The organism is Pseudomonas sp. G1002, assembly GCF_013385455.1.
Lineage (GTDB): Bacteria > Pseudomonadota > Gammaproteobacteria > Pseudomonadales > Pseudomonadaceae > Aquipseudomonas.
This window is the reverse complement of record NZ_JACAPY010000006.1, coordinates 174,244-196,463: the sequence shown is the minus strand read 5'-3', so window position 1 is coordinate 196,463 and position 22,220 is coordinate 174,244. Positions and strand designations below refer to the sequence as shown.

The window sequence follows — 22,220 nt, the reverse complement described above, 5'->3', positions numbered from 1 at the left end:
CGGTTTTTTCGTGAGGGCAGGATTTATGGAACGTGAGCGACGAGCGGTCGCACCGCCCTCATGCAGAGGGCGGTGCGAGGGTCAGTGGACTTGGCGCATTCTTTTGCTGGTGGTGATGATGTCGATCAACGCTTCCCTGCTGCTGAAACGGCGGTCATCCAGGTTCCAGCGATTGACGAAGTGCCCCCTGGCATCCTGCTGCAACGAGGTATGGACCAGTACACCGTCGCGGTTTTTATGGACCATCTCCAACCCGTCGTCCAAGGTGCGCTGAAGCAGGTAATCGCCTTTGCGCCGCAGGCGTTGTTCGAGGCTGAGGGATGGCGCGGGCACGACAGGTGGCGGCAATGGCGCACCGGCGACTTCGACGTTTTTCTTGAAGTCGTAGCGCACCAATGGCCATTGCTGCTCGCGCGGCAGCGCCTGGACGCTGGCGGGCTCACGCACAAAGCCGGTGGCCGAGCAGGGAGGCACATCGTCCAACAGCAAACTGATGCCGTTGTTGAGCTCGGCAATGCCCGGCACGCCGCGATGGGTATTGGCGTGCGTTTCGCCCACCAGTGCGACCCACTTGTGCGGCCCCTGTTGAAGCTGATCGGCGCGGATCACCTGGGTCGCAAAGTAGTTGAACATTGATGTCCTGGAGGCGGGCATGCCGTCCACCCGCAGGCTGGCGACACAGTCGAGCGCGCGGATCCGCACGTTATGCTTCATCGCCACCTGCACCAGGCTGACAAAACTGTAGGGGCTGTCGGCCGGTACGCCGTGGCCTTTGTCCAATGCGTTGAGGTAGCTCCACAGCTCATCTGGCATAAAGCCCAGGCTGTGGACGATATCCAGGTCGGCTTGATGCAGCTCGGTGGTGAGTTGCTCCATGTACAGGGTTTTTACTTCTCGCGGGCCCTTCAGGTATTCCATGTGCCGGCTGAGGAAGCCTTTGCTCGACGTACCGGCGTGGGCTTCGCCGACTACCAGGCCATCGGCGGTGTCCAGCAGTTGATCGATAAATTTCGCCTCATCCAGGGCCGGGTCGACCGCAGGCAGTGCTCCTCGAGCAGGCGGTGTGTGTTCGGTAAAAAACGCCTGGGCCTGATCCTGAAGTTTTTTGCGGGTCTGGTCGAACGTGGTTTGCGCCGCGCGACGGCTGCTGGCGGTCTCCCTGTAGGCGGTGGCGAAGAGCGCTTCACGCGTGCCTATCGGCAAGGTGATTTCCTCGCTGATCAGGCCCAGGTGTTCATGGGGCAGGTCAAAGGTGCTGAAGTGGCGCGGCGCCTCAACAGGCAGAGGGCGCGTTGGCCGTAGCGCGTGTGAGCGCTCCACCGAGGGCCCCGGGTGCGGCGCCGGTTGGCGTGCCGTGTGCAGCGACAGCTTCAGGTCGCCCTTGGCCAGGGCATCGCCGGGAATGCCGCCGGCCACATCCGCGATGACTCGGGTGGGTTGGTCGAAGGCGTCGTCGACCCGCAGGGCAATGCTCTTTTGCAGGTCGGCCAGGCCCGGCGTGCCGCGATAGGTACTCATGCGTTTTTGATCAACCAACGCTATCCAGCGCTCGCCCGGTTTTTTCGCCTGGTCATCGTTGATGAGGGTGTGGGAGTAAAAGTTGGTCAGCCGGTTGGAGCGAATCGGGGCCGGGCGTGAATCAAGCAGGCACAGGGTGTTTTCCAGGTCGTAGGAGCTTGAGGCGTTCAACGGCCGAACCTCAATTCCGTGCTGTTGCGCGGTGTTTACCAGCATCCAGTGGCCGTACAACCCTTCGGGGTCGCGGTAATGTTCCTTGTCGATGGATTTGAGCTGGCCCTCGGCCCGTTTGGAGAAACCACTGGAAAACCGTGAGTGGGTTTTCAGGTGATGAATGTCGCGCCACAGCGGCTCGATATAGAGAACCGTCACGTTCAGTTCGCGTAGGTATTGCATGTTTTCGATCAGCACCTGTTTAGCTGCGGTGGAAAACGGTGCCTCGCCTACCACCAGGTGGTGCGCGTCATCGATCAGCAGCTTGAGCAAATCACGCAGGGCGATGTCTGGCGCCGGGTTCAGGGTTTCGGCCCGGGGAACCACGGCGGGCAACCGTGCAAAAAACGCGTCGGCGTCATCCGTCAGGGCCCTGACATTGTCCAGGTGCTGTTTGAGTGCCGGGGCGAGTTGCCGACGCGAGATCCAGATGCTGTGGGTATTGAGGTCTCGATCCAGGTAGGCGATTTGCAGGAACAGCGCCGACCGGTCCTCGGGTGCGATGACAGCCGATACGTCCCGGCGAAACTTTTCCGACAACTCATAGGGCTGGCCGAGCCTTTCAGGGCCAGGCATGCCACCGATGACACCGGAGCGCTGCCACTGGCCGTCCACCGTCTGGTTCACCAGCTTGCCGGTGGAGCGCAATTGCCCGCTGGTGTTGTCGTAGCGAAACAACAGGAATCGCCCCAGGCTGTCCGGGGTGTGCGAGGCCCACAGGCTGTCGCCGGCAAACAGCACAGGCTGCATGCCCTGGGGCAATGGGGGCTGCGGTTGCAGTTGCTTGATCAAGCTCATGGCCTGTTGGTCCTTGGTCACCCGGGCAATATGGCGCAACGGCGGACGGGCGAGCTTGACGGGGGCGAACAGCAGGGGCCGCAGGTCGGTCAACAACGTCCCGCCGGCATTGAGCAGCGCGCCCAGATAGTGTCCCAGCGCGGCGGCGGTGTCGTTGCGGCTGTAGGCATGCAGGGCGAGCATCGAATCCTTGAACACCAGCAAGCCGCCCAAGGCCAGGCTCAGTGCCGGGAAGGGCGCGGTCAGCACGGCAATGGTGATTTCGCCGATCACGCTGACCAGCTCCATGATCATCTGCAAGCGCCCGGTGGTGGTGCTTTTGACTTCGTCGATACGGTGACGCAGCTTTTTGTCGTAGGTGTGGTAATGCAGGTTCTTCAGCGGCAGTGCGGTGCGAGGCACTTCGTCGAACACCGGCTTGGAATACACCCCCTTGAGCTGTGCCGGCAGGCCGGCCACCAACGCATGCAACCTCGGCTCGAACGCCGCGCGCTCAACGCTGGCGACCCGGCTGATGTAGTAGGTGTCCATGCCTTCAAGGTTTTTCAGGCGTTCGTTGAATTCCCGTTGCGGCCTGAAGGCGATGCCATCCGGTGCGTGCGGGGTGTAGAGCAGGGGCAGGTCGTTGGCGTGGTGGAACAGGTAGCAGCCATCGATCACTTGCCCGCAGATGTGCAGGGGATAGAGCCGATACCGATTGCGCACGGCATCGCTGTTATCGGCCAGGCTGTCGATGCTTTTTTCCAGCCAGGCCAGGTCGCTTGTTGCCAGGCAGCCTTGCAGGCAGCACTCAAGCGCAGCGACGTGCATGTGCAGTTGGGCAACCTCCAGGGCCATATTGCGGCGCCATGCATAGTGGGGGCCTTGCGGGTCCAACAGGGTTTTCTCGACCTCGGCGACATAGCGGTCACCGATCCAGGTACCTCTGACCGAGTTGCTCACCGTTTGCGCGGTGAGTCGACTCAGGTCGACGCCGGGCGGTCCCTTGAACTGCGCGGTGGTGCTGGCGTCGGGGTTGATAAAGCCCAGGCTGGCGTCGTAGCCGTTGCGGTACAGCGTGGTGTAGCTGACGCGTTCGCGAGGGGTGATCACGCCTACGAGGTTTGGGTCTACCGCCGGGATCGGGTTGCCGAGCAGTTGGTTGAGGGCGGCTTTTGCCGCCTTGTGCAAGTAACTGTCGAAGTCGGGAAACTGTTGCGGGCTACCCGGGCTTGCGGCGTAGGCCTGTGCCGCGCCCAGTGCCTGTTCCTTGAGGTCGGCGAGTTTCTGTCGGTCGGCTGCCGATGCCTGGCTCAGCCACTTGGGCATCTGATGCAGGTATTCATCGGCCTGCATGGCCAGCGTCGTGGTGCTCATTTCCACCAGGCAGGCCTCATAGGTGGAGGGCGCGCCGAAACTGATCATCAAATACTCAAGGCTGGCCGGGGTAAAACCCAGGGCGGAAAGCATCGCGCTGTATTTGGGCCGGATCCGGCTGACCAACTGTTCAAGCAGGTAGTCTTTCATGCTGCGCGAACCTGGAGCGGACGCTATCTCCTGGCTCCAGCCGAGGATATGCGCCTGCAATTCCCGCTCGCTGCCAAAGGCCTGGAACTGTTCGGCGCGTGGCGCGTGAGGCGTGCACAGCAGCAAGCGTTTGACCGCGCCCGTTGCATCGGTCTGGCGCAGCACCCACAGGTCCTTGAGCGGAGCCTTGTGCAGGAACAGGCAGCAGGCAGTGAGTGTGGGCGAGGGGCCTTCACTCAGGGTTTGCAGCAGTGCGTAGTCGTCCGCGCTGATATGGTTTTGCAACGATGCACTGTAGGCCAGCGCGTGCAGGCGGCTGTCGAGCATCTGCTGCATGGCTTCCTGTACGGCGGGCAAACTGTGGGCGCGCTTTTGTTCTTCGGCGAAGGTCAGGCTTGGTTGAACCTTGGCCAGCAGCTCGGCGAGGTAAGCCGGGGTGACGTCCTGGAACTCGGGCGGCAATGGCTGCTGGGCGTAGGTCAGTTGGGTGTGCTCGAGAAACTCGGAACCGGCGTGTTCATCGCCACGGTGCAAGCCACGTACCGCCAGTTGCACCAGGTTGTTGTGCTGGTTGTACGAGTTGCCCGACTTAAGGGTGCGCTCGGTGCTGATCTGCAGTTGCTCGGGGATCAGACCCTGGATATCCAGGTCGCCGTCCAGGTGCTCAAGCAATTGCAGGCGCGCCATGGCCTCGGGCGAGGCCGCCGGGCCGAGCAGCGCCAGCACTTGCAGGCTGAGGTGTTCGTAAGTGCGCAGGTGCTCGGCGAGGGTTTTGCGCTGGGCCTCATTGGCGCTGCGGTACCAGTCGGGAGCGGATTCGTGCAGCAGTTTTTCCAGTAACTGTTGCGCGCGCAGTTCCAGGCGCGAGGACAGGTCCCAAGGCGAGCAGCGCAGCGCCTGGTCCAGTTCGAGGGTCATTCTGGCGACGTCTGTCGGCGCGGGGTGGCCTTCCAGGCCAAGGGCAAACGCGATGTCCTGATGTTGTTTGTCCTGCAGGGCGTTGTAGGTGTGTTCGTTCAGCGGGAGGCTGTCGATAGGGCCTGGCACCAGCGGCCAGATACTCGCCGCGCGCAAGTGCTGGTAACAGCGCGGCAAGTGTTGCAGCAGTTCCTGACGCCAGGCCGACTGCTTCATGCGCTCCTGCAGCGTGCGGTCCAGGTGTTTGAGCGAGGTGAAAGCCTCCAGGCCTCGGGAAGGGGTGAACAGCAACACATCACCGTCCTCGATCTCCAGGTGGGTGACTGGTGTCTGGCTGCGCGTGAGGACGAACGCCCCGGCGAACTCGATGGCCTGCTGGCGGTAGCGAAACGTCAGGCGATGGATACCCGGGCGCAGCTCGGGACCGCTGACGATATTCGTCACCAGCAGCTGGTCGGCAGGGCTGAGCAGGCGATCCTTGACCTTCAGCCTGGCCTCGGCCTCCAGCATCGGCTGGTGGCTGTCGAGTATCCAGTTCTTGCGTAGATGGCCGTTGGGCCGCCGTTCGATTTCCAGGGCGGCCAGCTTCTTGTGCAATGCCTGGCTGATGCGCGTGCGGTTCAACCGGCCGGGCTCGCCCTGGATCACCCAGTCGCCGGGGACGGTGTAATGCACTTGTGCGTTCTGCAGGCACCAGCGGCTTTCTTCTGCCAGGGCGGTGTGCAATGCCTGCACCTCCAGCAACTCGGTAGAAGACTGCGCTGCCGGTGCGTGGCCGTTGGGGAAAATCTGTAGACGATGACCGATTTGCAGCAGGTAGCCGTTCAGTTGTTCCGTGGTAAGTGGTGATGTGTTCGGGGGCTGGGCGGGCATGGCCGGTCCTCAGGGAGTCAATGGTCCCTGAGGGTGCGCAGTCTCGGCGTGTGGATGGCGGTAGTTAGTTACTCAAGGCCTCGACCACGGTCAGTATCAGGCGTGACGGGCAATCGGTACTCAGGTGTAGCGTGTTGCGCGCCACCCTGGGATGTTCTGCCTGGCCGGGTGCTTCGCCGCTGTTGGGGTTGACGTCAAAGCGCGGGAAGTTGCTGCTGGCGATGTCCAGACGCAACCGGTGGCCGCGCTGGAACAGATTGCAGGTGGCGAAGGGTTCGATCACCACCTTGACCCGCTCACCCGGGGTCAGCAGGGTGGGGTGCTCCCAGGTGTTTCGGTAGCGGGCCCGCAGGATGCCGTCGGTGATGTTCATGGCGTAGCCGTCCGGGTAGACGTCGACCAGTTTGGCGGTGAAGTCGGTGTCGGGCGCATCGCTGTCGATCCACAGTTCCACGCGCAGCGGGCCTGCGACGATCAGGTCGTGGCTGAGTGGCTCGGTCTGGAAGCTTAAGACATCACTGCGCTCGGCCAGGGGGCGCTGGTCGCCACGGGTACCGAAGAAGTCCGCCCGCTCGCGTTGGTCGAAAGCGCCGCCGACAAAAATCGGCGCGCCGGAGGTCAGGGCGCCACCGATGGTCGGCACCGGATCGGCCGGGTCGGCGCAGTAGCTGAGCTGGCCCTCGGTGGTCGGTGGTTCAGGTTGCAGGTGGCGTTGTGCGGTGAGGTGCAGGGTGAGTTGCCGGCTATCCGGTAGCGGCCATTGATGACTGTCGATCCAGTGCCCGCCATGTTGCAAGCGCCCCTGTTGATCGCGCTCACCGGTGCCACCGCCCATCAAGAACACCTTCACCGCCGCGGGTGCAGGCAGCGGCGAACCCTTGAGGGTGCGTTCAAACCAGTCCAGGCGGCAGCTCAACCAGTCTTTCGCCACCTGCCCGTCGAAAGCCGCTGGTGCACCAAATTGCGCATCGCCACTGTGAGTGATATTGCGATCACCATGCAGCCAGGGGCCCATGATCAACTGATGCTGCGCCGTACTGCCGGCGCAAAACGCCGCGTAGTTGGCGAGTGTCGAACTGACATAGGCGTCGTACCAACTGGACATGAACAGCACCGGGATATCCGGCAGATCGTGGTAATGCCCCTCGGCGTAGATGCCCGGCGCTTGCCAGTACGGGCCGAAGTCGCCCTGGGCCCACTGCTCCAGCAGATAGGCTTCGTACTCCGGCACATGCCGCAGGGGCGATTGCCCGGCGTGCCACGGCATGCGCTTGAACCACTGGTGGATGTCTTCCTGTTCGAGGGCTTCGAGGATCTTCGGATCCGCCAGTGCCGCCGGGCTTTCCTTGGCCTGGCGAAACGCCCAGGTGGCCTGCTTGAGCTCCAGCGCGCCGCCCTGGCGAATCCCGCATTGGTAGGCGTTGGCGAAGCCGCCGCTGTCCAGCACCATGCTGGCGAGGCCCGGCGGATGCAGGCAGGCCATCGCCAGTTGCGTGTGGGCGGCGTAGGACAGGCCCATGCTGCCAATCTTGCCGTTGCACCACGGCTGCTCGACGATCCATGCCAGGGTGTCGCAACCGTCTTCGCCCTCGGCGGTGTATTTGGTGAACACGCCTTCGGAGGCATAGCGCCCGCGGCAATCCTGGAAGATCGCGACAAAGCCCTGGGCCGTGAACCGCGCGGCCATTTGCTCGCGGGAAATATGCTGGCCGTCGAGCTGGATTTCCGAGCGCGATGGTTTGCTCTTGTCGTACGGGGTGCGTTCGATCACCACCGGAAACGGGCCTGGACCGTGGGGCAAGTAGATATCGGTGGCCAGGTGGATGCCGTCGCGCATGGCGATCATCTGGTTGTGCAACGTTTGCATGGGAAAAACACTCATGGGGTCAGTACCCGGTGCCTACGGCAATGGCCAACAACACCATCGCCAGCACCGCATAGATCAGAAACAGCGGCAGGATGTAGCGTGCCCATTGGCCCCAGCCGACGTTGGCGGTGGCCAGCAATACCAACAGGCCGCTGGAGGTCGGGGTGATCATGTTGGTCAGGCCGTTGCCCATCAAAAACGCGAACACCGTGGTTTGCGGGCTGACGCCGGAGAGCTGTCCCAGCGGCCCGAAGATCGGCATGGTCACCGCCGCCTGCCCCGAGGTGGACGGGATCAGTACATCCAGCCCCAGTTGTGCGAAGAACATGCCGTAGGCCGAGACCACCGGGCCATGATCACCCACCAGATTGGCGAGGCTGTTGACGATGGTGTCGAGCACCTGGCCGGTGCTGAGGATGATTTCCACGGCGGTCGCCAGGCCGATCAACACACCGGCGATCAGCACCTTTTTCATGCCGTCGACAAAGGCGCTGGCGGCGGTGCTGGCACCCAGGCCGGCGATTACGCTGAACGCCACGGTCAGCAGCAGGTAGAACGCCGACAGCTCGTGGTATTTCCACTCCCAGCGGTTCGAGGCGTACACCAGGAAACCAATGCCGGCCCCCAGCACGATCAGGTTCAGCAGGTGGCGCAGGGGCAGCGGTTTGCGTTCGAAGGTGATCTGCGCGCTGGCATCAAACCCGTGCTTGCGGATACTCCACAGTACGAACGCGATGCCCACCAGCAGGAACGTGCAGTAGGCCAGGACGCGCATGCTCAGGCCGCTGAAAATCGGCAGCCCCACCATCGGCTGCGCCACGGACAGCGCCACCGGGTTGGAGATGGAGGCCAGGTAGCCGATCTTCACCGAGATGGCCACGATGGCCAGGCCGATCAGGTTCGACAGCCCCAAGCGGTTGGCCATGGCCACCATCAACGGCACGATCAGGATGAATTCCTTGGCCAGGCCCATGAAGGTGCTGCCGGCGGAAAACACCAGCATCAGGCTGGGCACCAGCACGTAGATATTGCCCCGGGTCAGCCCCAGCAGGCGTTCAAGACCGGCATCAATCACACCGGCCTTGTTCAACACGCCGAACATCCCACCGATGAACAGCACCATGAAAATCAGCGCGGCGCGTTTTTCGATGCCTTGGGGAATGGCCATGAAGCCCTCGACCAACGATACCGGCCGAGCGACCGTATCGCTGGCCTTGCGCGGTTCGAGGGAGAACAGTTGGCCCAGGGAGTCGTGCTTTTCCAGCACCTGATAGGAGCCCGGAACCACCAGGCCGTTCTGGCGCTGGAACTTGCCCGAGTTCACCGCGTAGGTGAAGGCGACAGCCAGCAGCACGATGCTCAACAGAATGATGGCCGGGTTGATCTGCTTGCGCTGCGCGGGTTTTTCCACCGGCGTTTCAGTGGGCGAGTGGGTACGGACGATCTGCGGTTCGGTCATGCTGGTTGCCCCGGTGTGCGCTGTTATTGTTGTGTCGGGTGACACTTGTGGAGCGGACACTAGGGCAAAGTTTTAGCGGCGACAACGTTATGCGCGGGCTGGGTTGGGCTATGCGTTTTGTGCGGCCAGGCGGTGCTTGAGGTGCTCGGCAAACGCCGTCACCACCTTGGACCTGGGTTCATCCGCGCGAAACGCCAGGCCGAATGCATAGGGCAACGCGGGTCGAAACGGGCGGACCACAATCGGCAAATGCATGAAGTGGCTGGCCAGCAAACCATTGACGATCGACACCCCCAACCCCTCGGCGACAAAACTGCATGCGGCGCCCACCGAGTGCACTTCCACCCGCACCTGGGGCGTCAGGTTGGCTGCGCGAAACACCTGGTTCAACTCCGCCCGCAGGGCCCGTTGCCGGCCCAGCATTACCAGCGGCACGTCCCGCAAGTGTTGCACTTCGATGCAGGCGTGGCGGGTCAGCGGATGGTCAGCGGGCATCACGCACACGCCTTCGGTCTCCAGCACCGGTTCAATCTCAAAGTCGGGAATCTCGGTAGGCAAGCGCACAAAACCGAGGTCGGCGGAGCGGTCGAGCACGGCCCGTTCGATCATGTCGTAGGAACCGGTCAGCAGCTCGACGACGATGTCTTCCCGGCCCTTGAGAAACTCGGCGACGATCCGCGGCAGCAGCTCCTGGGTCATGCTGGTGGGCACCCCGACCTTGATCAGGCTCTTGCGCGAACGGCCCACGCGCATCTCATCTGCCAGGCGCTGGATACGCTGCATGCCGTCGACCAGGCCGGCCACTTCGGCGAGCAGTTCTTCAGCCTCCGGGGTCGCCATCAAGCGGCCCTTTTTGCGCAGGAACAACGCGAAACCCAATGCCTCTTCCAGCTGGCTCAACAACCGGCTGACCGCGGATTGCGACAGGCCCATGCGGGTCGCCGCACCGATGGTCGAACCGGTGGACATGATCGCCTTGAAGGCTTCGAGCTGCTTGAGATTCACCGTGATTTTCCTGTGGTTTGAGGGCTTTGCGCATAGCCTGATGCGCTTCTCGCATAACGTTGCCGGGCGTTCGAGGAGCCGTTAGTGTCCGCCGCAATGCGACGCGCCGTCCAGCGTGTCGCAGGCAGCAACTGCCCATAAAAAACCACAATACGGCATTCGGGAGACGGTTATGCGTGAGCTTTTCACGAGGGGAGCAGTGGTGTGCACGGGCTTGCTGGCGAGCCTGTCACCGGCATTGATGGCCCAGGGTTTCTGGGAGGATTCCCACGGCAAATTGACCTTGCGCAATTACTATTTCAACGACGGTTACCGCGACGGCGGCGAGGACCGCAAGGAGTGGGCCCAGGGCTTTTTGCTCAACCTGCAATCGGGTTATACCGAAGGCACGGTGGGTTTTGGCCTGGATGCGTTGGGGCTGTCGGGGATCAGGCTCGACTCCAGCCGCGCCCATGCCGGCACCGGGCTGTTGCCGGTGCACGACGATGGCCGCGCGGCCAGCGAATTCTCAAGCCTGGGCGTGACCGCCAAGATGCGCATCGGTGAAGCCGTGGTGAAAACCGGCACGCTGCTGCCGAAGATTCCAGTGCTGGTGTACAACGATGGCCGGCTGTTGCCACAAACATTCCAGGGCACTCAAGTCGAGTACAGCGGCGTCCGTAACCTGTACGTGCACGCCGGGCATCTGGACAAGTTCAAGCTGCGAAACTCTACCGACAGCGTGGATATATATCCCCAGGGCTACAGCGGCAAAAAGGGCAGCGACTTTGATTTTGCCGGCGCTACCTATGCCTTCACGCCCAAGCTAAGTGGTACCTGGTACTACGGCGAAATGCGTGAATTCTATCGCCAGCAGTTCTTTGGCCTGGTGCATAAACAGCCAGTGGGTGCCGGCAGCCTGACCAGCGACTTGCGTTACTTCATCAGCAACGAAGCGGGCGAGGCACGCAACGGCAAGGTCGACAGCGACATGTTCAGCGGGTTGTTCACCTACCGGCTAGGGCCGCAGGCGCTGGGCGTGGGTTATCAGAAAGTCACCGGCAATACCGCGTTGCCCTACGCCAGCGTGTCGACGGTGTATTCCTTCAGCAACGCCGGCGTCGGCAAATTCATCCAGGCCGGTGAGCAAACCTGGATGCTGCGTTATGACTACGACTTTGCCGCCGTGCTGCCGGGCCTGACCTTCATGACCCGTTACTACAAGGGCCAGAACGGAGACTACAAGGGCCGCGAAGCCCGTGAGTGGGAGTCGGACACCAACCTGCGCTACGTGATCCAGGACAGCACCTTCAAAGGCGTAGGCATCGAGTTGCGCAAGGCCACGTATCGCTCGACCTATGCGAGCGATCGTGACAACTACCGGGTCTACCTCACGTACGACCTGGCGCTGTGGTGACAGGCCCTACTGCTCGACGAAATAGTACGGCTGACGGTTGATCGCCATCTCCTTGACCACCGTCACCGGGACGTTCAGCCGGTCAGTATTGTCCACCAGGGCCACGTTGCCGGGTTTGGCCGCGAGGTAACTCTTGAGTTCCTCCGGCGTCTGCAGAATCGTCAAATAGCCCTGCATGTAGAACACCCCGGCCCCGGCGATCCGCTCGTTGGCCTGATACAACACCACCTCTTTGCCCTGCGCCTGCATCGCCTGGATCTGGCTGATTACCGGCACAAACGACTGGCGCACATCGGCCTTGGGCGCGAACCAGAAAGCCGCAATCAGGTAGCAGGCCACCACCACGGTGAAGAAGCCACCTACCAGACCCCGTCGGTTTTCATAAACGTGATCGGCAACGTGTGAAACCTGCCCACGACTTTTCAGCCAGCCCAGCAGCACGCCGCCATACTCGGCGGCCAGCACTGCTGCGGCGGGCGTCAAGGCCATCAGATAAACCGTGCGCTTGCTGGAGGCGAACGTCAGCAGGGTGAACTGCGCTACTAGCCATACGCTGAAAAACAGCCGGTAGCGGTTGCGCACCAGGCTTTTGCGGAAGTGCCACAGCCCCAGGTACACCAGGATATTCCAGGGCAAAAAGGCTTCGGGCAGTTTGACGATGTAGTAATAGAACGGCTCGTAGTGGCCGGCTTCAACAAACGAACCGCTGAAGCGTCCGACGCTATTGGTCAGCAGCACTTCACGTACCCCCTGCAACCCGTCGCGCTGGTACAGGAAACCCAGCCAGATCATCAGCGGCACCAGCGCCAGCAGCGTGAACAGCCCGGGCTTGACCCAATCGCCGAGCTTGAAGCGTTTATCCATCAGGCTGGTACTGGCCAGATAGACGAAGATCACCACGCCAGGCATGGCCAGGCCCAGAACCCCTTTGCTCAAGGTGGCGATCACCATCCCGAGGGTGAACAGTAACCAGGTGCCCAGGTTGGAACTGTCACGCTCCGACGCGGGCCGAGCGGCCTGATAGAACGCCAGCAGCGCCATGGTAACCCCGAGGGTGAGCAGCGAATCCTCACCGACGCCGCGCACATTGCTCCAGTAACTGGCCATGGTCGCCAGCATCAGGCCCGCGACAAACGCCAGCGTCTTGGGCCGGCCAAACTTGCGCAGCATTCCGTACAGCAGCATCACGCTGAACAGCCCGGCAAACGCCGACGCCAGGCGCACTGCCCAAGTGGTACCGCCAAACAGGCGAATCGCACCGGCGTCGAGCCACAGGCTCAGCGGCGGTTTCTCCAGGAACGGTTCACGAAACAGTCGCGGCACCACCCAATCGTTATCCAGGTGCATGGCCATGGCGATCCCGGCCACACGGGCCTCGGTCGAGCCTTGCAACTCGTGATTGCCAAGGGCAAAGAAAAACAACAGCGCAGCGAGCAGGAGCAGCAGAGGAGCGGAACGCGTCATGGATTCTGGCTACCGGGGCAGGGGGCCGTTCGGGGGAACGGCCCGGGCGATCGGCGAGTATACGAGGGCGATTCTTAATAATTCGTGAATGAATGTGAGGTTTTTGTAGGGTCAGGATTGTTTCAGCAATGGCCAGTGGGTTAGCCAGCGTTTGGAGGTGATGCGTTGTTGGTAGATGGCGTGTTTTTCCTGGGTGAAGCGGGGCGTGGGTTTGAGTTGGAGATTGAACAGGTCTTCCAGGCCGAGAGGGGCTGAAACTTCGCATACGTCCACTGCGGTTCTTCTGACGGCTACTGCGGTGGCGGTCTCGGGCCAGAAGCGCATGGCGTCGCTGGCGTTGCGGTAAGGCGCGTCGCCGTTTCGCAGGTGCATGCGGGCCTGGTTTTTGACGGACCAGTCGATGGAGGGTTCGGCTGCGTGTAAGAGGGCTTCGAGGCGGCGGTCTTCGTCGGGGCGGGTGCAGGTGGCGTCGAACCACAGTACGTCGACGTCACCGGTCAGTGGTGATAGGGGGCGACCGTGGAGGTGATCCCATACCGCGTTGCGTACGAAGCCGGCTCCGATCCAGCAGTCGGGGAGGGCGAGGGAGCGGACGATGTCCAGTAGGTGCCAGCGTTGGGCATCGCTGCTGATCAGTGTCTGGAGGGCTTTCTCGCTCAAAGGATTACGGCCTCTTTTACAACAATCCCCAGGTCATTGCTGACTTTCACCACCCTCACCTCATCGCGATAACCGATCCACGTGGGGCGGCAGATTTTAATCGTATTATTCAGCTCAGCATCGAAGACCGTGATTCCGCTGCAGCTTTTACTGCCGCCTGACGAATATTCGTAGTGAGCCGTATAGCTGCTGCGGGTGCCGCCCGAACATACAATGGCCAATGAAAACAGCGTCACCGAGAACAGCGTGCATAGGATGAACATCCCGGCAAACGCCTTAAGCAGGGTCCATTTTTTTTCGAGCCGCAGCTGAGGTTTTCTTACCCGCCAGACAATCACGGACGCAGCCAGGGTCAGGACGAGAGATACGGATAAACAGGCTTTCTCCGCGACCGGTTTGAAGTGGATGGCCGGTGAGATGCTGAACTGCCATATAAACAGCACGGCCAACAGAAGCTGTACGCCCAGCACGACAGGTATCAGGTAGGCGTAGGAATTCTTGTTCACTGCGGCACACATCCTTATGTTTCAACAAAGGTGGGGTTTATCTTAAAAGAAAATAGACCCTCACCTTTTTCTTACTTTTGGGGCGCTCAAACGGATCGTCATGTTTCCTGTCAGGAAACGGACCTTCCCGTAGCTTCTGAATCTGCCGTTGGCACAAGAATGTCCAGTGCGCGCTTCACCAGCAACTCACCGAGGACGCTCAATTGCTGGGTGGCCAGGAGTTTATGGCGAAAGGCGCCATCGAACTCGAAAGCCAGGTCGGTAGTGAGCGCGTTCAGTGAGGCGAGGGTTTCGCAGGCCTGTACGAGCAGGGTTTCGGGGTCGATGTTTTGGGCGATACAGAAGATATCCGTGCCGGATTGGCTCGGGCTTGGAGGGTTGGGGCTGTGCTTTTTCATGACTGCAACTCCTTGATTGGTGGAGTCGCCAGACATCGCTGCTAAACGAAAAGGGTGGCGACTGTACGCGGGTTAGCAGACCAGGAATCAAGGAGCCCAGCGCACTCGAAAGTGCCCCACGCACAGCCGCCATAACGCGGACTAGCGAACGCGGATGCTCGCTTGAACGGATGGTGGCATTGCATGCCTTGATATTAACCGAGCTGCTAAACCCGGTCGCTGATTTTGCAGCGACGTTTCAAGGCTAGTCGTGTCGATTGATGAGCACCAGTTCACCATGGGCGCGATGTCTTGCGGGAAAAATCCGAAGGTTCAATCGGCGGTGTGTTTTCAGGAGCCCAGAACAGCAAAACCCGCACGAGGCGGGTTTTGGTGGTGCTTCGTATTTGGGCCGGGGTAATCTGAATTGATTCTATAACGTGTTGATTATTATAGATTATTTTCGGTTAAATTTTTTATTGGAATACCTTTTGGAATACCATTCGCGAACCTTCTTAAATTCCTACCTTTACGTCGATCAATGCTCAATTCCACAGCTGTTCGTCGGATCTCACTTTTGAGCGGAGTCAACGGCTTCTGATAGCCATTGCTGGCGATTGCGCATTCCTTCAATCACTCGCTCTGGCGAGTCAGCACATGCCATATTGCCTTCGAGTACAGCAAATGGGCGGTCTCTATCACTTCCTGCTCCAACGCCCGGCGAATACGGCGTCGGCGGCTACTACAGTACCACCAAGGCTGATGATGCCTATCTTGCTGCGGACGTGGCACAGGAGCCGCTGAGCGATACAGGCTTTAAATCCCACAACAACAAACACGGCGCCTAGTGGGTGGTGCAGCATCAGGTCTACAAGGAAGCGACCAACCCGGCCCGGGCGCTGCCTTGTTCAGCGACGCCACTGTGCATGACAAGGCCACCAACAAGATCGATCGCTACATCCAGTCCGGGATGTTCTACATCCAAAGTGGAGCTTTACTACGGCTTCTTGGTCAGCAAGTGGCTGACTGCGCGGCCAAACATTCAATACGTGGTGAGTCCTGGCGGCGTCAACGATGTCGACAATGCCTGGATTGCCAGTTAGAAGTTTGAAACCACGTTGTAGTGCAAGATGTGCCAGGTTTGGCGCTGGGCCCAGTTTCTTTGCCTGCGTGAGTTATGAGAGCCCATAGTAGTTCAGCCGGGGAGGACGGACCCAGGACGTGCAATATGCTCTGCATAACAGCTGCGTCACAGCGTGGCTTGGCACGACGTAGAGCAGGTAAATAGAGAGCAGCCATTGTATCGCTCTCTTGATCTAGCTCCTGCCGGGGCGGAAAATAATCCGAGAGTGAGGTCGGTTCTTGACCGGAGATCTATCAGGTATCTATTTCTGCAAAGTCCACTAATCTTGATTGAGCAGCTTGGAGTTTTTCAGTTTTTCAGCAATGTACGTAGCGTTTATCTCTTCTTGCACTATGAGGATTTCTATTGCTCGTGCACGACTGATTTCATGTTGTTCGCATATTTTGTCTAAACTGCGTATAGCCTTGTCGGAAAGTATAAAGTTGTACTGAGACTTTCCTGATAGATTGCTTCTGTATTTTTGCTGGCTCCATCGTGCTTTAATTTTAGTGAGGTAGAGCTCTCTTTGTTCGTTGATGATAAAGCTTTCGTCAAAATATATTAAAAGGTCTTCATAGTCTTCAAATGGGGGGCATGAAAGAGTAAGTTGAGTGTTCTTTGTAAGCCATTCCCACGCGAGTAAGATTTTTTGGTTGTCGTCTTTAAACCATCTGAAAGGTTTGTCAGCGTTTTTTTGTGATCTCCACAGTTCCTCTATGTTCTTCAGTTCAATACGCTTGTAGGTGATGTCGGCTTCCCAGCAGTCTGCAATGTAATACAGTCTGTCCATTCCATGTAGGTTTGTTGGGATCATGAATGGAATAAGTCCTGAAGCGGTAAGTAGTCGATTACTCACCCATGAGATTTGGCGTTTGCCCTCATGTATCCACTTGAAGTGATCCTGATGAAGTAATTTCGCCGCTTCCTGTTGTTTCAATGTCTCAGCGATGTGTGGGTTTAAACTCAAGCACTCTGCGATGATGTTGCGCATCTCTCGCGGCGCTCTGTCGAGGGGGCCAATATTGAGCCCGTATTCTTGGAGGCGTTTCCATAGCCAAATATCCCTGCGGTCATTGACTAAATTGTCTCCCCAGAGCTGAGAAAGATTATCATTGATTCTGATGGCCATTTTATAAGTCTTCTAGAAAAAATTCAGTAGCGTTATAGCACAAACATAGAGATTTTGCATGAGTTTTATAGTGTTTAGATAGAATATTTATAGTAGATATTTTTTGATGATGTGGCCGAAATTATGCGGTGTTTAAGACATCAGCACCATGGAGTTGCCCAGCTGAGCACCCGTGAACAAGCCGCTGAAGTGCTGCTGGGCCTGAACCGCCTTGAGGTCAACAAGGGGCGGCTGCCGAAAGGTCTTCAAAATCCGTCAACGCCGCCGCCCATGGCAAGGAAGGGTGGCTTCTTACCATGCACGCTCTCTAGCCTCTGAGTGGTTCATTGACTCGTCGCTAGTCAGGAGTTTCGTGGCCTTCAGTAAAGTTTTACTGACCTTGCCAATCCTCTGGACGAATACAGGAGATGCGTTCATGAGGATAATTCGATTGAAAGAGGTCGTGGATCTCACTGGTCTTGCTAGATCCACTATCTACAAGTTTATTTCGGGAGACTCATTTCCTAAGCCTATTTCATTGGGTGACCGTTGCGTAGGTTGGCTGGAAAGTGAAGTACACGAATGGATACTGGATAAAGTTAAAGAACGGGATAAAGTTGTGAGCAAGAGTACCTGAGATTTTGCTGTGGCTGGCTTTGGAAGTTTGATTGGGTGGGTTCAATTAACACCACTAGGGATATGTTCCTTGGTGGTGATTTTCCGGAGCGGCTTTAACCTGTATGAAGTTGTATTTTAGCAAGGTTTGTGGGCGGTTTGTTTAGCGTGCTGCCGCCTGATTGCTTCGGTATTGGTACTATGCTTATACAGTATCTCTATTGCGAGTTTGGTCTGTCTTTGCTGGTTAGGTATAGGGGAGTATCGGAGAAGCGGTAGGCCATTTAAGCAGAGTGGTATTATGCTCTGCATTCCTGGTTGTAAGGTAAAAATGTACTAGGGAGTCTGACTATATGAAACTCAATACTCGGAGCTCCATCATGGCTAGACACTCAGGCAATACGAATTTAACCCTTCATTACGAAGGCTCCTATCAAGGCTTGACCGTACAAGTGGATAAGGGGCCTTTCATTCAAGAGTACCTAAGTCGTCTTCATCAGACAGTGTCTCGAGCGCTTAATCAATACCCTCGTGTATTTGCACTCAGGTTTGATCTGCGGCTGCCAGCTAACATTCAACTACCCAATTACGCTTTCACGAACGAAGTTGTTGACCGCTTCATCGAATCCTTTAAAGCTAAGATCAAACACAATCGCCAAATGGCGAAACTTGTGAATAAGTACGCACACGACACCAGGGTTCGTTACGTCTGGGCCAGGGAGCAAGGGCAGCACGGGCGGCCACATCATCACTTTGCGATCTTGCTGAACTACGATGCCTTCAATGCGCTGGGTAAGCTCCAATCAGGCAGAGACAACATGTTTAATCGCTTGGAAGCAGCGTGGGCAAGCGCTTTAGGGTTATCAGTAGAGGCTGTCAGGGGATTGGTCGAGATTCCACAAAATCCTTACTATCACTTGTATCGCGACGAGATAGCCGGACAGGCAGCCTTCTTCCATCGTGCGAGCTACCTGTGTAAGTCGAGCACGAAGGTTTTTGGGGATGGTTCCCATGGTTTCGGGTGCAGCAGAACCTGAGCACAACGCTGAATCACGACAAAAAAATAGAAGGACACCGTGCCGACGACCACCCTGGCAATGCCAAAGGCGGTCCATCGGACGGTGTGTACATTGGAGTTAAAGGTACCCTCGTTCAGCCAGCGATACGCAGCCTTCATGACCTACAACAATGTGATCCAACGTCTGGGTGCCAATCATGCTTAGGGCGTTCTTGAGCGCCTGGGTTAGCGTGCGATCAGCTTGGCTGGGTTCAGGGTCGCCGGATGGATGGTTATGTACCAAAATCACCGCTGCCGCATTGTGCTCCAACGCAATCTTGACCACTTCTCGCGGGTAGACGCTGGCGCCATCCAGCGTGCCTCTGAATAGCTCCTTGAAGGCAATCACTCGGTGTTTGTTGTCGAGTAGTAGTAGTGCAAAGACTTCATGCTCGTGGTACTGCAGCAGTGTTTGTAGGTGGCTAAAAACCAGCTTTGGTTCAGTCAATGCTCGGCCTTTAGACAGACGACTCATGGCCAGTTGTCGCGCCATTTGCAGGATGTCAGCCTCGGTAACTGGGGATTCCATGATATAGGTACCGGTTGTTTCACCGGCTATCAGCTTGTGATATTTCATACAGGTATTCCTGAGCGAATAGGGGCGAGCGCAGAAGAGTTGGTAGCTACTGAGCCGAAGGCCTGCCTTTGTGCTGCGAGGCTCGCGACTCCAGCTTTTGGGCGAGTGATGGTTTGTCAGGCGCTGCCGGTTGGGTTTTGATCTCTATACGCCTGGGCTGATCTTCAATGACAGGGAAGAGCTCCTCGACGATGGCACCGGAGTCCTCCACGGTGTCCTCAAAGGCCCCATTGTTAAAACCCTGCCGAGCCGCTTGATCCAAGGCGCTCTGGTCAAAGCCTGCGGCTTGACGTGTCTCCTCCAATTGCTTGGCTGCAAGTAAGGCATCGTCCATGCCCAGGCCACTGCGTACCGTGATGTCTACGTAGAAAATCGCTGCGCCGTGGCTTTGGCGGGTGGACTTACCGCGAAGACGCAACTCCAGCGGCAGACAGGCCAGTCGATCACCGGAGATGGCTTGCAGATAATGCAGTCGCGCTGCCAGGGTGCGGATGCTGTTGTAGCCTGTGGTGCGAAAGACAAAACTGCCCAGTGGATCGTCATCGCCAATCACCACGTTGAGCCGGCCGAAGGGTTTGCAGGCATTGCCTTGAGCCAGTGAACAGCCATCCGGTGAAGGGCAGGGCATTGACTGGATGCCATCCTTGGTCCGGCGCTTGCAGGTCTCACCATTGCCGACGCACAGCGGCCGGCCGGTGTTACGGTCGAACAGGCTGTAGTCAGCCCGAAAGTTGAGGTCCGGCTCGTTGAACAGCAGCCGGATCGGAATGCTGCGCAGTTTGCCGTCCTGGCCATTGCGCAGTTCTTCGTTAAGGGGGTGCAGCACCCAGCCGTCACGGCTCTGCACTTGGGAGGTGAGAGTGAATTGATCGTCCTTTTCCGGCAGACGCTTGCCGTTCTTTTCGACGACCTTGCCGATGGATATTCGGCCCAAAATAGGTGGAGTGATGGCTAAACCTTTGAGCATGGGAGTTCTCCTGTAACTGAAATAAAAAAGCCACCGAGACCGCAAGAGCGACCAGGGTGGCGTTGGAGAGAAAAGGCAGGGAAATAGGTGAGGAGCGAACGAACGTTCACGCCAGCAGAAAACGTCGACTGCCGGCTTTGGTGGTCGAGTAGCGAACTTGCAGATGAGGCTTTTCTTTTAGCAGGCGGGGGATGTCCAGGGCCGCGCTGTCTTTGGCTTTCTTCCACGTGATGCTGCCGGTTGCGAAGGTCGCCCGACTGGCATCGCCTATGGCCTGTTGCAGCGTTTGCTTAAGTTGAGCTTCCAGCGCCTCCTGTAGAGCAATCGACTTGCGCACGTTCTGCAGCTCGGTAAAGGCCGTGCAGAGCAGTGTGTCCTGGCTAAAGTCTAGGGTTTGTCCATTGTCTTGCGGATACAGACAGCGCAAAGCTTGCTCCGCTGAGGCCGAACCGTCTGCCGGCGGTGGGGTGTCACTGACGACGTAATCCCAGAAGAGCCGTTCCAGGTCAATCAACCGAGCTATCAGTGACTCATCGCGTTCAATGCGATGAATTTCCAGGTGCTGACCTCCGAGCAGTACCGCCACATCCGCAGCCTGCTTGCCAGTCACGGCCAACTGGTGAATGACCTGCAACTGCACATACTCGGGCACGCCTTCTTTCCAGAGACGTGCGCCGTTTATGCCGGCGGTTTTGCATTCGAGAATCTGCACTTCTGACGCACCGATAACCTCACGGTCGATATTGGCCAGCATCCAGGCCAGTTTGGGATCAGGATGCTGCAGAACCGCATTGACCCGGCGGACCCGATGACCGCTGCGCCGGGTGTAATGGGATGCGACAATCGGCTCCAGGATGTTGCCCCAGTACGCGGGGGTTTCCTCATCCTGCGGATCGAGCATGGGCAGTAAGGTGTCACGTCCGGTTTTTTCCATCCACAGTTCCAGCTGTGATTTATAAGGGTTCAGGCCCACAGCGGCGGCGGCATCCGAACTGCCGATGCCTTGCTTGCGCACAGTCAACCAGTCCTCACGCGGCAGTTGTTTGGTGCCGACCAAGCGTAAGGCAGGACGGGGTTTAGTTCTGAGATGTTGTAGGGATTGAGTGCTCATAATCATTTCCTTGAGGCATAAAAAACGCCCAACCAGCACGAGGCTGATCAGGCGTTTAGGGAGTGGAAGAACGATGATTGGGGTGATGTTGATGAAGACAGCGAAAACCAAGCCTAAGCCGTAAGTTGTAGCGCCGCCTCCAGCGCCCGTTGCTTGAGCTGTGCTCCTTGCCCGAACCAGGCAGAATCCATGCGGTACTCGATGCTTCTCGCACGGCGTTCGTGGTCGACGTACTCCGTCACGGCGTTGAGCAGGCCCCAGGCAGTTCCTTGAGCTGACTCCAGGGTTGACCCGCGGCCCTGACCTTCATACAGGCATTGCACCTTGCGTAGCGCCCGCTCGTTGGGAAGTACTGCCGGTAGTGGCATGTTCGGATTGGTATCACACAGCACGTTCATGAAGAATCCCATGGCTTCATGCCACTGAACTTTGCGTTCAGACAGCATTCGCATCCGGTGCATGAAGTTGTCCCATTGCGAGACAGCGATACCGAGTTGCTTTTTAACCGCCTGTGGATCGAAGCGCGTGCTGTGCGGCACCTTGATCGCTTTGGCCGAACCGTCCAGCGCAATAGTCAACGTGTTATTGCAAACTACCCGCACAGTTGTAGGTGTGGCCGTGGTAGCCAAGGTGCCGTCACAGGAGGTGGCCAGCAGGAGATAACCATTGACCTGATCGTTGCCTTTCAAGGTCGTACCTTGGCCAGTGCGGGCCAGCGCCCAAAACTTGCGACCGCCTTTGAGTACGCCGGCCGTTTCCAGTTCGTAGCCCGATACTTCAGTGAGGTCCCGATAGAACTCCAAGACCTCGCGCGGCTGCACGACCTGGTAGCGCTGAGAAACCACGGACAACGGGGCCTTAGTATCGGAGCGGTACAGAACCTTCTGGTCAGGGAAGGTGTGAATTGAGCCAAGTGCACCGATGCTCTCGGATTTGAAATGCACCGGGCTGTCCTGGATCTTCCAGTCCATACCCGCTTCGCGCTGCCAGATTTCGATGGGTTGTTTTGGAGAAAGGCGACTACCCAGACCGTGCCAGGGAGTTGCGCCAACATAAGCCATTTGTTCAATGAGATTAGCCATGGGAATAGGTCCTTTGACAA

Annotated in this window: 17 protein-coding genes; 4 read left to right on the top strand and 13 right to left on the bottom strand. The window is 58.4% G+C overall.

Going from position 1 to position 22,220, the window contains the following annotated elements; genetic code table 11:
• Positions 1-81 precede the first annotated feature (81 nt).
• From HX801_RS03635 to HX801_RS03620, 4 genes are all read right to left on the bottom strand, one after another.
• On the bottom strand, positions 82-5,826 hold the full coding sequence (locus HX801_RS03635) for a membrane-targeted effector domain-containing toxin (protein WP_177021601.1): 5,745 nt from the start codon (positions 5,824-5,826) through the stop codon (positions 82-84).
• 64 nt (positions 5,827-5,890) lie between these two features.
• Entirely contained in the window at positions 5,891-7,693 is a 1,803-nt protein-coding gene (locus HX801_RS03630; protein WP_003212273.1) for a CocE/NonD family hydrolase, read from the bottom strand.
• Positions 7,694-7,712: 19 nt separating this feature from the next.
• Positions 7,713-9,152 (bottom strand): YfcC family protein, encoded by a 1,440-nt coding sequence (locus tag HX801_RS03625; RefSeq protein ID WP_087693429.1) that lies wholly within the window; start codon positions 9,150-9,152, stop codon positions 7,713-7,715.
• A gap of 108 nt (positions 9,153-9,260) precedes the next feature.
• Positions 9,261-10,157: a LysR family transcriptional regulator gene (locus HX801_RS03620; protein ID WP_003212270.1), complete on the bottom strand. Its 897-nt coding sequence runs from the start codon at positions 10,155-10,157 to the stop codon at positions 9,261-9,263.
• 172 nt (positions 10,158-10,329) lie between these two features.
• Here HX801_RS03620 and HX801_RS03615 point away from each other — a divergent pair, with 172 nt between their 5' ends.
• Positions 10,330-11,553: an OprD family porin gene (locus tag HX801_RS03615; RefSeq protein ID WP_177021600.1), complete on the top strand. Its 1,224-nt coding sequence runs from the start codon at positions 10,330-10,332 to the stop codon at positions 11,551-11,553.
• 6 nt (positions 11,554-11,559) lie between these two features.
• On the opposite strand, the gene HX801_RS03610 is transcribed toward HX801_RS03615, so the two are convergent.
• The 4 genes from HX801_RS03610 to HX801_RS03595 all read right to left on the bottom strand — a co-directional run bounded on the left by HX801_RS03610 (position 11,560) and on the right by HX801_RS03595 (position 14,581).
• A complete protein-coding gene (locus tag HX801_RS03610) occupies positions 11,560-13,017 on the bottom strand; it encodes a glycosyltransferase family 39 protein (protein WP_177021599.1) in 1,458 nt (485 codons plus the stop codon).
• Positions 13,018-13,128: 111 nt separating this feature from the next.
• A complete protein-coding gene (locus HX801_RS03605; RefSeq protein WP_177021598.1) occupies positions 13,129-13,677 on the bottom strand; it encodes a nucleotidyltransferase family protein in 549 nt (182 codons plus the stop codon).
• Positions 13,674-14,183, bottom strand: coding sequence for a hypothetical protein (locus tag HX801_RS03600; RefSeq protein ID WP_177021597.1), 510 nt, complete (start codon positions 14,181-14,183; stop codon positions 13,674-13,676). Before HX801_RS03600 ends, HX801_RS03605 begins: the two co-directional genes overlap by 4 nt.
• Before the next feature lie 110 nt (positions 14,184-14,293).
• Complete coding sequence (locus HX801_RS03595) at positions 14,294-14,581, bottom strand: DUF6124 family protein (protein ID WP_177021596.1); 288 nt, start codon at positions 14,579-14,581, stop codon at positions 14,294-14,296.
• A gap of 905 nt (positions 14,582-15,486) precedes the next feature.
• Here HX801_RS03595 and HX801_RS32180 point away from each other — a divergent pair.
• Positions 15,487-15,663 (top strand): carbohydrate porin, encoded by a 177-nt coding sequence (locus tag HX801_RS32180; protein ID WP_371316555.1) that lies wholly within the window; start codon positions 15,487-15,489, stop codon positions 15,661-15,663.
• A gap of 300 nt (positions 15,664-15,963) precedes the next feature.
• Here HX801_RS32180 and HX801_RS03585 read toward each other — a convergent pair whose 3' ends face one another.
• Complete coding sequence (locus HX801_RS03585) at positions 15,964-16,812, bottom strand: hypothetical protein (protein ID WP_177021595.1); 849 nt, start codon at positions 16,810-16,812, stop codon at positions 15,964-15,966.
• 415 nt (positions 16,813-17,227) lie between these two features.
• On the opposite strand from HX801_RS03585, the gene HX801_RS03580 reads away from it, so the two are divergent.
• Entirely contained in the window at positions 17,228-17,428 is a 201-nt protein-coding gene (locus tag HX801_RS03580; RefSeq protein ID WP_017277926.1) for an AlpA family transcriptional regulator, read from the top strand.
• Between the two features lie 358 nt (positions 17,429-17,786).
• On the top strand, positions 17,787-18,443 hold the full coding sequence (locus HX801_RS03575; protein WP_026174925.1) for an inovirus Gp2 family protein: 657 nt from the start codon (positions 17,787-17,789) through the stop codon (positions 18,441-18,443).
• 99 nt (positions 18,444-18,542) lie between these two features.
• Here HX801_RS03575 and radC read toward each other — a convergent pair whose 3' ends face one another.
• The 4 genes from radC to HX801_RS03555 all read right to left on the bottom strand — a co-directional run bounded on the left by radC (position 18,543) and on the right by HX801_RS03555 (position 22,200).
• The gene (gene radC / locus HX801_RS03570) at positions 18,543-19,040 is read right to left on the bottom strand and encodes a DNA repair protein RadC (RefSeq protein WP_177021594.1); all 498 of its coding nucleotides are present in this window, start codon (positions 19,038-19,040) and stop codon (positions 18,543-18,545) included.
• A 46-nt stretch (positions 19,041-19,086) separates the two neighbouring features.
• Positions 19,087-20,007, bottom strand: coding sequence for a hydrolase or metal-binding protein (locus tag HX801_RS03565; protein WP_177021593.1), 921 nt, complete (start codon positions 20,005-20,007; stop codon positions 19,087-19,089).
• A 106-nt stretch (positions 20,008-20,113) separates the two neighbouring features.
• Entirely contained in the window at positions 20,114-21,118 is a 1,005-nt protein-coding gene (locus HX801_RS03560; RefSeq protein WP_177021620.1) for a YqaJ viral recombinase family protein, read from the bottom strand.
• A 113-nt stretch (positions 21,119-21,231) separates the two neighbouring features.
• Positions 21,232-22,200, bottom strand: coding sequence for a DUF932 domain-containing protein (locus HX801_RS03555; RefSeq protein WP_177021592.1), 969 nt, complete (start codon positions 22,198-22,200; stop codon positions 21,232-21,234).
• Between the last annotated feature and the right edge of the window lie 20 nt (positions 22,201-22,220).

Excerpts from the sequence above, each read along its gene's own strand:
- HX801_RS03635 (WP_177021601.1), bottom strand. The coding sequence starts at position 5,826 with ATGCCCGCCCAGCCCCCGAACACATCACCACTTACCACGGAACAACTG.
- HX801_RS03630 (WP_003212273.1), bottom strand. The coding sequence starts at position 7,693 with ATGCAAACGTTGCACAACCAGATGATCGCCATGCGCGACGGCATCCAC.
- HX801_RS03625 (WP_087693429.1), bottom strand. The coding sequence starts at position 9,152 with ATGACCGAACCGCAGATCGTCCGTACCCACTCGCCCACTGAAACGCCG.
- HX801_RS03615 (WP_177021600.1), top strand. The coding sequence starts at position 10,330 with ATGCGTGAGCTTTTCACGAGGGGAGCAGTGGTGTGCACGGGCTTGCTG.
- HX801_RS03610 (WP_177021599.1), bottom strand. The coding sequence starts at position 13,017 with ATGACGCGTTCCGCTCCTCTGCTGCTCCTGCTCGCTGCGCTGTTGTTT.
- HX801_RS03595 (WP_177021596.1), bottom strand. The coding sequence starts at position 14,581 with ATGAAAAAGCACAGCCCCAACCCTCCAAGCCCGAGCCAATCCGGCACG.
- HX801_RS32180 (WP_371316555.1), top strand. The coding sequence starts at position 15,487 with ATGACAAGGCCACCAACAAGATCGATCGCTACATCCAGTCCGGGATGT.
- HX801_RS03585 (WP_177021595.1), bottom strand. The coding sequence starts at position 16,812 with ATGGCCATCAGAATCAATGATAATCTTTCTCAGCTCTGGGGAGACAAT.
- HX801_RS03580 (WP_017277926.1), top strand. The coding sequence starts at position 17,228 with ATGAGGATAATTCGATTGAAAGAGGTCGTGGATCTCACTGGTCTTGCT.
- HX801_RS03575 (WP_026174925.1), top strand. The coding sequence starts at position 17,787 with ATGGCTAGACACTCAGGCAATACGAATTTAACCCTTCATTACGAAGGC.
- radC (WP_177021594.1), bottom strand. The coding sequence starts at position 19,040 with ATGAAATATCACAAGCTGATAGCCGGTGAAACAACCGGTACCTATATC.
- HX801_RS03565 (WP_177021593.1), bottom strand. The coding sequence starts at position 20,007 with ATGCTCAAAGGTTTAGCCATCACTCCACCTATTTTGGGCCGAATATCC.
- HX801_RS03560 (WP_177021620.1), bottom strand. The coding sequence starts at position 21,118 with ATGAGCACTCAATCCCTACAACATCTCAGAACTAAACCCCGTCCTGCC.
- HX801_RS03555 (WP_177021592.1), bottom strand. The coding sequence starts at position 22,200 with ATGGCTAATCTCATTGAACAAATGGCTTATGTTGGCGCAACTCCCTGG.